The 6,309-nt window shown below is 74.1% G+C and carries 5 protein-coding genes and 1 tRNA gene; 3 read left to right on the top strand and 3 right to left on the bottom strand.

All coding sequences use genetic code 11. The features are described 5' to 3' along the window. Positions 1 to 64 precede the first annotated feature (64 nt). Together AB0399_RS40120 and AB0399_RS40125 are read right to left on the bottom strand one after the other, a co-directional pair. A tRNA-Ser gene (locus AB0399_RS40120) sits at positions 65 to 151 on the bottom strand. A gap of 70 nt (positions 152 to 221) precedes the next feature. After that, positions 222 to 2,066, bottom strand: coding sequence for a trypsin-like peptidase domain-containing protein (locus AB0399_RS40125; RefSeq protein WP_366414648.1), 1,845 nt, complete (start codon positions 2,064 to 2,066; stop codon positions 222 to 224). 316 nt (positions 2,067 to 2,382) lie between these two features. Between AB0399_RS40125 and AB0399_RS40130 the strand changes: the two genes are divergently transcribed. From AB0399_RS40130 to AB0399_RS40140, 3 genes are all read left to right on the top strand, one after another. Next, positions 2,383 to 3,246, top strand: a complete 864-nt coding sequence (locus tag AB0399_RS40130) for a glycerophosphodiester phosphodiesterase (protein ID WP_329367111.1) — start codon at positions 2,383 to 2,385, stop codon at positions 3,244 to 3,246. A 343-nt stretch (positions 3,247 to 3,589) separates the two neighbouring features. Next, a complete protein-coding gene (locus AB0399_RS40135; protein WP_366414649.1) occupies positions 3,590 to 4,357 on the top strand; it encodes an ATP-binding protein in 768 nt (255 codons plus the stop codon). Between the two features lie 302 nt (positions 4,358 to 4,659). Then, positions 4,660 to 5,631, top strand: a complete 972-nt coding sequence (locus AB0399_RS40140) for a DUF5926 family protein (protein ID WP_366414650.1) — start codon at positions 4,660 to 4,662, stop codon at positions 5,629 to 5,631. A 457-nt stretch (positions 5,632 to 6,088) separates the two neighbouring features. Here AB0399_RS40140 and AB0399_RS40145 read toward each other — a convergent pair. Next, the coding region (locus AB0399_RS40145; RefSeq protein WP_366414651.1) for a hypothetical protein at positions 6,089 to 6,309 on the bottom strand (221 nt) is incomplete at its 5' end.

Here is a 6,309-nt window from a genome sequence, read left to right on the forward strand (position 1 = left end):
GTACTTCGACACCACCGGCACCGGCAACAGCCTGCTGATGCCACCTGCACGTTCACTACCTCTGCGGAGGCTGTGGGATTTGAACCCACGGTGACATCGCTGCCACGACGGTTTTCAAGACCGTTCCCTTCGGCCGCTCGGGCAAGCCTCCACGGGTGTCCCCGGGGGCGGGGGCGCCGTGGGGGACAGCGTATCGGGTCGTCGGGCGGGGGTGGGGTGGGTCAGCTGTTGCTGTCTCCGGTGCGGTGGCCGAGCGTGAGAGTGGTGGTGTGGGTGGAGCCGTCCCGGGTGTAGGTCAGGGTGACCTGGTCGCCGGGCTCGTGCTGCCAGATCTCGCCGATCAGGGTCTCACCGCTGTCGACGAGGGTGTCGTCGAACTTGGTGATCACGTCGCCGGGCTTGAGGCCCGCCTTCTGGCCGGGGCCGTTGGGGGTGATCGCGGAGTTGGAATCCGTGGAGATCTGGGCGCCGTCGCCGTCGTACTGGGTGTTGAGGGTGACCCCGATGACGGGGTAGACCGGCTGGCCGGTCTTGATCAGCTGAGTGGCGACCCGCTTGGCCTGGTTGATCGGGATGGCGAAGCCGAGGCCGACACTGCCGCCCTGGCTGCCGGGGGATGAGGTGCCGCCGGGCTGGATGGCGGAGTTGATGCCGATGACGGCGCCGTTGGCGTTGAGCAGGGGGCCGCCGGAGTTGCCCGGGTTGATGGAGGCGTCGGTCTGGATGGCGCTCATGTAGGAGGCGCTGCTGCCCTCGCCGTCGCTGGAGGCGACCGGGCGGTGGACGGCGGAGACGATGCCGGTGGTGACGGTGCCGGACAGGCCGTAGGGCGCGCCGACCGCGATGGTGGCGTCGCCGACGGCGGCGTTGTCGGAGTTGCCGAGCGGGAGCGGGGTGAGCTTGACGGCGCCCGGGTTCTTCAGCTTGATGACGGCGACGTCGTACCCCTGGGCGCGGCCGACGATCGAGGCGTCGTAGGTCTTGCCGTTGGAGAAGGTGACGGTGAGCTTGCCGCTGTCGGCGCCCGGGGCGACCACGTGGTTGTTGGTGAGGATGTGGCCCTGCTTGTCGAAGACGAAGCCGGTGCCGGTGTCGCTCTCCTGGCTGTTCTGCGCCTTGATGGTGACGACGCTGGGCAGCGTCTTGCTGGCGATGCCGGCCACCGAGGTGGGGGCGCGGTTGAGCGCCTTGCTGCTGCTGGCGGCGGAGATGGTGGTGGAGCCGGAGTCGTCGTTGTGCTTGGCGGCGTAGTAGCCGATGCCGCCGCCGACCCCGCCGGCCACCAGAGCGGCGACCAGGACCGCGGCGACCATGCTGCCGATGCGGCGCTTGCCACGCCCGTCGCCGGACGGCGAGCCGGGAGGCATCGGGGTGCCCCACACCGGGCCGCCGGGGGAGCCGGGGCCACCCGCGCCGGGCTGCGGAGTGGCGTACGAGGGGGTGGACGGCACCGCGTACGGGTCGTGCACCGGATTGGGCTGCTGGGCACCGGGCTCCTGGCCACCCTGGTGCTCAGGCCCCTGCGGACCGGGCTGACCCGGCTGCCCGGGCTGGCCGCCCTGCGCAGCGCCGTACGCCGGCGCGGCAGCGCCGTAAGCGGGCGCCGGAGCGGCCGGCGGCTGCGGGTACTGCGGCTGAGGCGGCTGCGGCTGGTGCTGAGGTGCCTGCGCCTGCGGGGCCTGGGGTGCGTGCGGGCCCTGCGGTGCCTGAGGTGCCTCGTACGACGGCGCACCCGTCTTCGGTGCGTCGTACGGCGACGGGGCCTGGCCGCCACCGGCCAGCGCGCTCGGCGGCGGGCCGTACGGCGACGGCGGACCGACCGGCGGGGGCGCCTGCGTCGGCACCGCCTCGGGGGCGGGTCCAGTGGAGGAGGAGGCGTCGGGGCTCGCGGCCCGGCCCGGCTCGACATCCGCCTCCTGTGCCTGCGACGGCACCTGGTCGGCGGGGGCCGGGGCGGCGGGCGGCGCGGAGGGGGCCGGCGGAACGTGGGCAGCCGGGGCACCGTCGGGCGCGGCCGCCGACTCCGCAGCCGGTACGGACGACCCGGCCTCGTTCTCGGTGCTCACAGCATTTCTCCTCAGGGTCATGACGAACGACAGAAGACAAGGGGACGGATCACGTCGTGCCCATAGCATTTCCTACGGCGTGTCGGACCGCCGTAAGGGGTAGCTGTGCGCCATGCGCGGGTCCGCCGCACGGAGCCCGCGGCCTGCGGTACGGAGCCTGCGACCCGCCGTACGGCATCCGCCCTACGGCACTGACGAGCCCGCCGTACGGAGCCCGCACCCGGACCCGTACGCCTGGCGGCGCGGCCGGCCGCCGTACGGTGCGTGGCCGCCGTACGGTGCGTGGCCGCCGGCCGCACGGTGGCACCATGGCCCGGTGACGTTTGCGCGCGTGGCCCCGGAGCCGTACCCGGAGGGACGGCCGGTCCAGGTCGTCGCCCATCGGGGCGCCTCCGAGGACGTACCAGAACATACGCTCGCCGCGTACCGGAAGGCTATCGAGGACGGTGCGGACGCGCTCGAATGCGACGTCCGGCTGACCGCCGACGGCGAGCTGGTGTGCGTGCACGACTGGCGGGTGAATCGCACGTCCAACGGCCGCGGCGCCGTGTCGTCGATGGAGCTGGCCGACCTCGCGGCGCTCGACTTCGGCTCCTGGAAGGGCCAGAACGCCGACCACGAGGCGCCGGAGCGGTTCGCCCAGGACCGGCTCGGCACCGGCCCGGACGACCCGGGCGAGCGCAGCCGGGTGCTGACCCTCCAGCGGCTGCTGGAACTGGTCGCCGACACCGACCGCAGGGTCGAGCTGGCCATCGAGACGAAGCACCCGACCCGCTGGGCCGGACAGGTGGAAGAACGGCTGCTGGAGCTGCTGGGCCGGTTCGGCCTGGACCGCCCGGCGCCCGGCGCGCCCTCCCAGGTGCGGGTGATGAGTTTCTCCGCCCGCTCGCTGCGCCGGGTCCGCCTCGCCTCGCCCGCGCTGCCGACGGTCTACCTGATGCAGTACGTCTCCCCGCGGCACCGCGACGGGCGGCTGCCGGCGGGCGTGGGCACCGCAGGGCCGAGCATGCGGATCGTCCGCGCCAACCCCGGCTACGTGGCGCGCCTGCACCGCGCCGGCCACCAGGTACACGTCTGGACCGTGGACCGCCCCGAGGACGTCGAGCTGTGCGCGCGGCTGGGCGTCGACGCGATCATCACCAACCGCCCGCGCAGGGTGCTGGCCCAGCTCGGCCGCTGACCGCCCGGCGGCGGCCGAGCCGACCCCCGCGGCCCCCGCAGCCCCCGCAGCCCCCGCAGCCCCCGCAGCCCCGGCTGACGCCCCACCCCCGGCCACGGCTCCGCGCGGGCCTGCGGCCGTCTCCTCCGGCACCACCGCCACCACCGCCTTCGCCGTGTCGCAGGCGGGGCTTCCGCCGCCGCCGCACGCGAGGCGCACGCCTCACGGGCTGAATCGTTACGCCACGCGCCGGATCGTGCGTTGGGCATGGACGTGTTCCATATCAGCCGTCAGTGTGCCGTAAAAGATCGCGCTTGGCCTGTTTCCGCTCGAGTGCCAAGGGGCATCCACCCTGTGGCGTGGGGTGAACAAGGAGGTCTCGGGGGTGTCGTTGATGGTGGCGCAAGAGGTGCCGACGTCCACGACCATGGCCCTGCCCCATGGTCCGACGGGCGTCGCGGACGCCAGACGCAGACTGCGTGCCGACCTGTACGCGCGAGGAGTGCCGGACCCGGTCGTGGACGACGCGGTCCTGATCCTCTCGGAGCTCATCAGCAACTCCTGCCGGCACGCCCGTCCGCTGGACGACATCGGACTCGACGGCTCCGACGGGATCGCCGGGATCGCGGATGCCGGCGGGATCGCCGGGATCGCGGATGCCGGCGGGATCGGTGTCAACGGAATCAGCGGATTCGGCGGCGACCCGCGGACACCGGAGGGCCGGGTGGGCGCGCAGACGCCCGCACACCATCCGGTCCGCGCCGCCCACACCGACCGTGCGGACCGCGCGGACACCCCCGAGCAGCGCAGCGGCATACGAGCGGCCTGGTCGGTGGACGCCGGCGGCGTCCTCGTCCTGGAGGTCACCGACGGCGGCGGCCCGACCCGGCCGCGCCCGTCGAGCCCCTCGCTGACCGCACACGGCGGCCGCGGCCTGGGCATCGTCGGCAGCCTCGCCCTGCGCTGGGGCGTGCGCGACGCGCCGGGCGAGGTGACGGTCTGGGCGCTGCTGCCGGTCCGCGGCAGGCACGCCCGCCGCGACGACTCGATGGGCACCGGCATCGGCCTCCCCCTGGGCGTCCCCCTCGGCCTCCCGCTCGACCTCGCCGAGTCCCTGGACGACCTGGGATAGCCGAAGGTTCGGTGGCCGGTCCGGTGGTCTGTTCCGTGACCGGTCCGGTGGCAGGTCCACGCACGGTTCGGTGGCCGGTTCCCTCCTCCCGCCGGCCGTACGGCTACCGACTCCCTCCCGCCGACCCGCTCGTACGAGGCACGCGAGGTCGCCCGGGTTCGTACGGCCTCGCGCGTACGCGTGCCGAACGGAGCATGCCCGTGCGCGGCGCGAGGTCCGTTGCGGCCGGGGCGGGGCCCGGCGACCGCTAGGCTCGCAGGCCGGAAGAACGCCGTACCGGGAGAGGCCGGGAGACACCGAGCATGGCCAAGAAGCGCGCGACCGCCACCAAGTCCAGGAACCAGCAGGCGGCGGCAGGCGATGCCGTTCCTGTCGTCGGCGCGCGCGAACCGTGCCCGTGCGGTTCGGGGCGGCGGTACAAGGCGTGCCACGGCCGGGAGGCGGCGCACGCCGTCACCGAGCTGGTCCGCCGTCCGTTCGAGGGCCTGCCGGGGGAGTGCGACTGGGTGGCGCTGCGCGAGCTGGTGCCGGCCGCGACCGTGCCGCTCACCCTCAAGGGCGAACTGCCCGCGGGCGTGCCGTCGGTGACCCTCGGCACCGTGCTGCCGATGGCCTGGCCGGCGCTGCGCCGCGACACCGGCGCCGTGCTGCTCGGCCTGCAGAACGACGCGTCGAGCGGTGACATCAGCCGCGACCTGGCGGACACCCTGACCCGCGCGCTCGACGCGGCGCCCGGCAACCCGGTGGAGGGCCGCCGTCCCGCACCGGACGGACCGCGGTTGCAGGACCTGCTCGACCTGTCCGTGCCGTTCGAGCCCGAGGTGCACAGCGGCTTCGAGTTCTGGCTGGAGGACGCGAACGCGGCCGGCGGCGAGGTGGCCGCGTCGCTGGAGCGGGCGAACCAGGCGGCGATCCCCACGGTCCGGCTGACGGGCGTGGACGCCGCGTACTGGTGCGAGACGCCGGAGAAGAACCACCTGCGCTGGGTCATGCCGCACCCGGAGGAGGGCCTGCTCGACGCGCTCGCGCGGCTGCACGCCGCCGGAGCCTCCGGGCTCGGCGAGGGCACCCGGCTGGTCGGGTCCTTCCGGGCGCACGGTCTGATGGTCCCGGTGTGGGACCTGCCGGTCGGCATGTCCGCGGAAGAGGTGGAGAAGCCCGCCGCGGCCTTCGAGGAGCGGCTGACCGAGACGCTGGCCCGTACCGGTCCGCTGACCGCGGAGGAGCGCAGGGCGCGCAGCGGCTTCACCAACCGTCAGATCACGCTGAGCTGAGGGCCGTCGGCGGTCGGCGGCCACCCCGCGGGCCGCCGCTGGCCGCTGCCGGCCGCCCCTGACCGACGCTGACCGACGCCGGCCGCCGAACACCGGGCGAACGAGGTCGAACGCGCGTCCGCCGCAAGGGTCCCGACCAAGCGGTCGTTCAGTGATTCCGATCACAACTGCCTTGGAAACACCGGGTCATGGGGCAGCTCCCCCGAACGGGGAATTTGCTAACAGCCGAAGTCTTGTTACCGTTTGAGCAGCCCGGTCGCTGGTGCATCCCCCGTCGCCAGCGACCGGGCGTTTCCATGCCCCGACCGATCCGCATCGACGCAATCCGTTGTGGCGCCGCTTCCCGGGTACTGATCCCGTCGCGCGCGGCCCGGGCTCGGTCATCGCACACACCGTCACCAAACCGGTCGTACACGTCATACCGGTCGTCATCGCCCTACTGGCCGCGGCGAGCGCCTCAGTCGTCGTCCGACGACGGGTGGGCGTGCGCGGTGCTGTGGCCGGCGTTGCCTCGGTGGGGGACACCGTGGTCGGAGCCGGCGGTGGCCACCGCGAGAGCCAGTACGGCGGCGAGCGCGGCCCCGCGCGCCGCGCGGGGCATGCGCAGCCCGTCCGCCCCCGCCCCCGCCTGGTCGTGCTGCCGGGCCCGGTGCTGAGGCCGGGCGCGCCCCCGCGCGT

The organism is Streptomyces sp. NPDC088194 (assembly GCF_040702025.1).
Classification (GTDB): domain Bacteria; phylum Actinomycetota; class Actinomycetes; order Streptomycetales; family Streptomycetaceae; genus Actinacidiphila.

Excerpts from the sequence above, each read along its gene's own strand:
- AB0399_RS40140 (WP_366414650.1), top strand. The coding sequence starts at position 4,660 with ATGGCCAAGAAGCGCGCGACCGCCACCAAGTCCAGGAACCAGCAGGCG.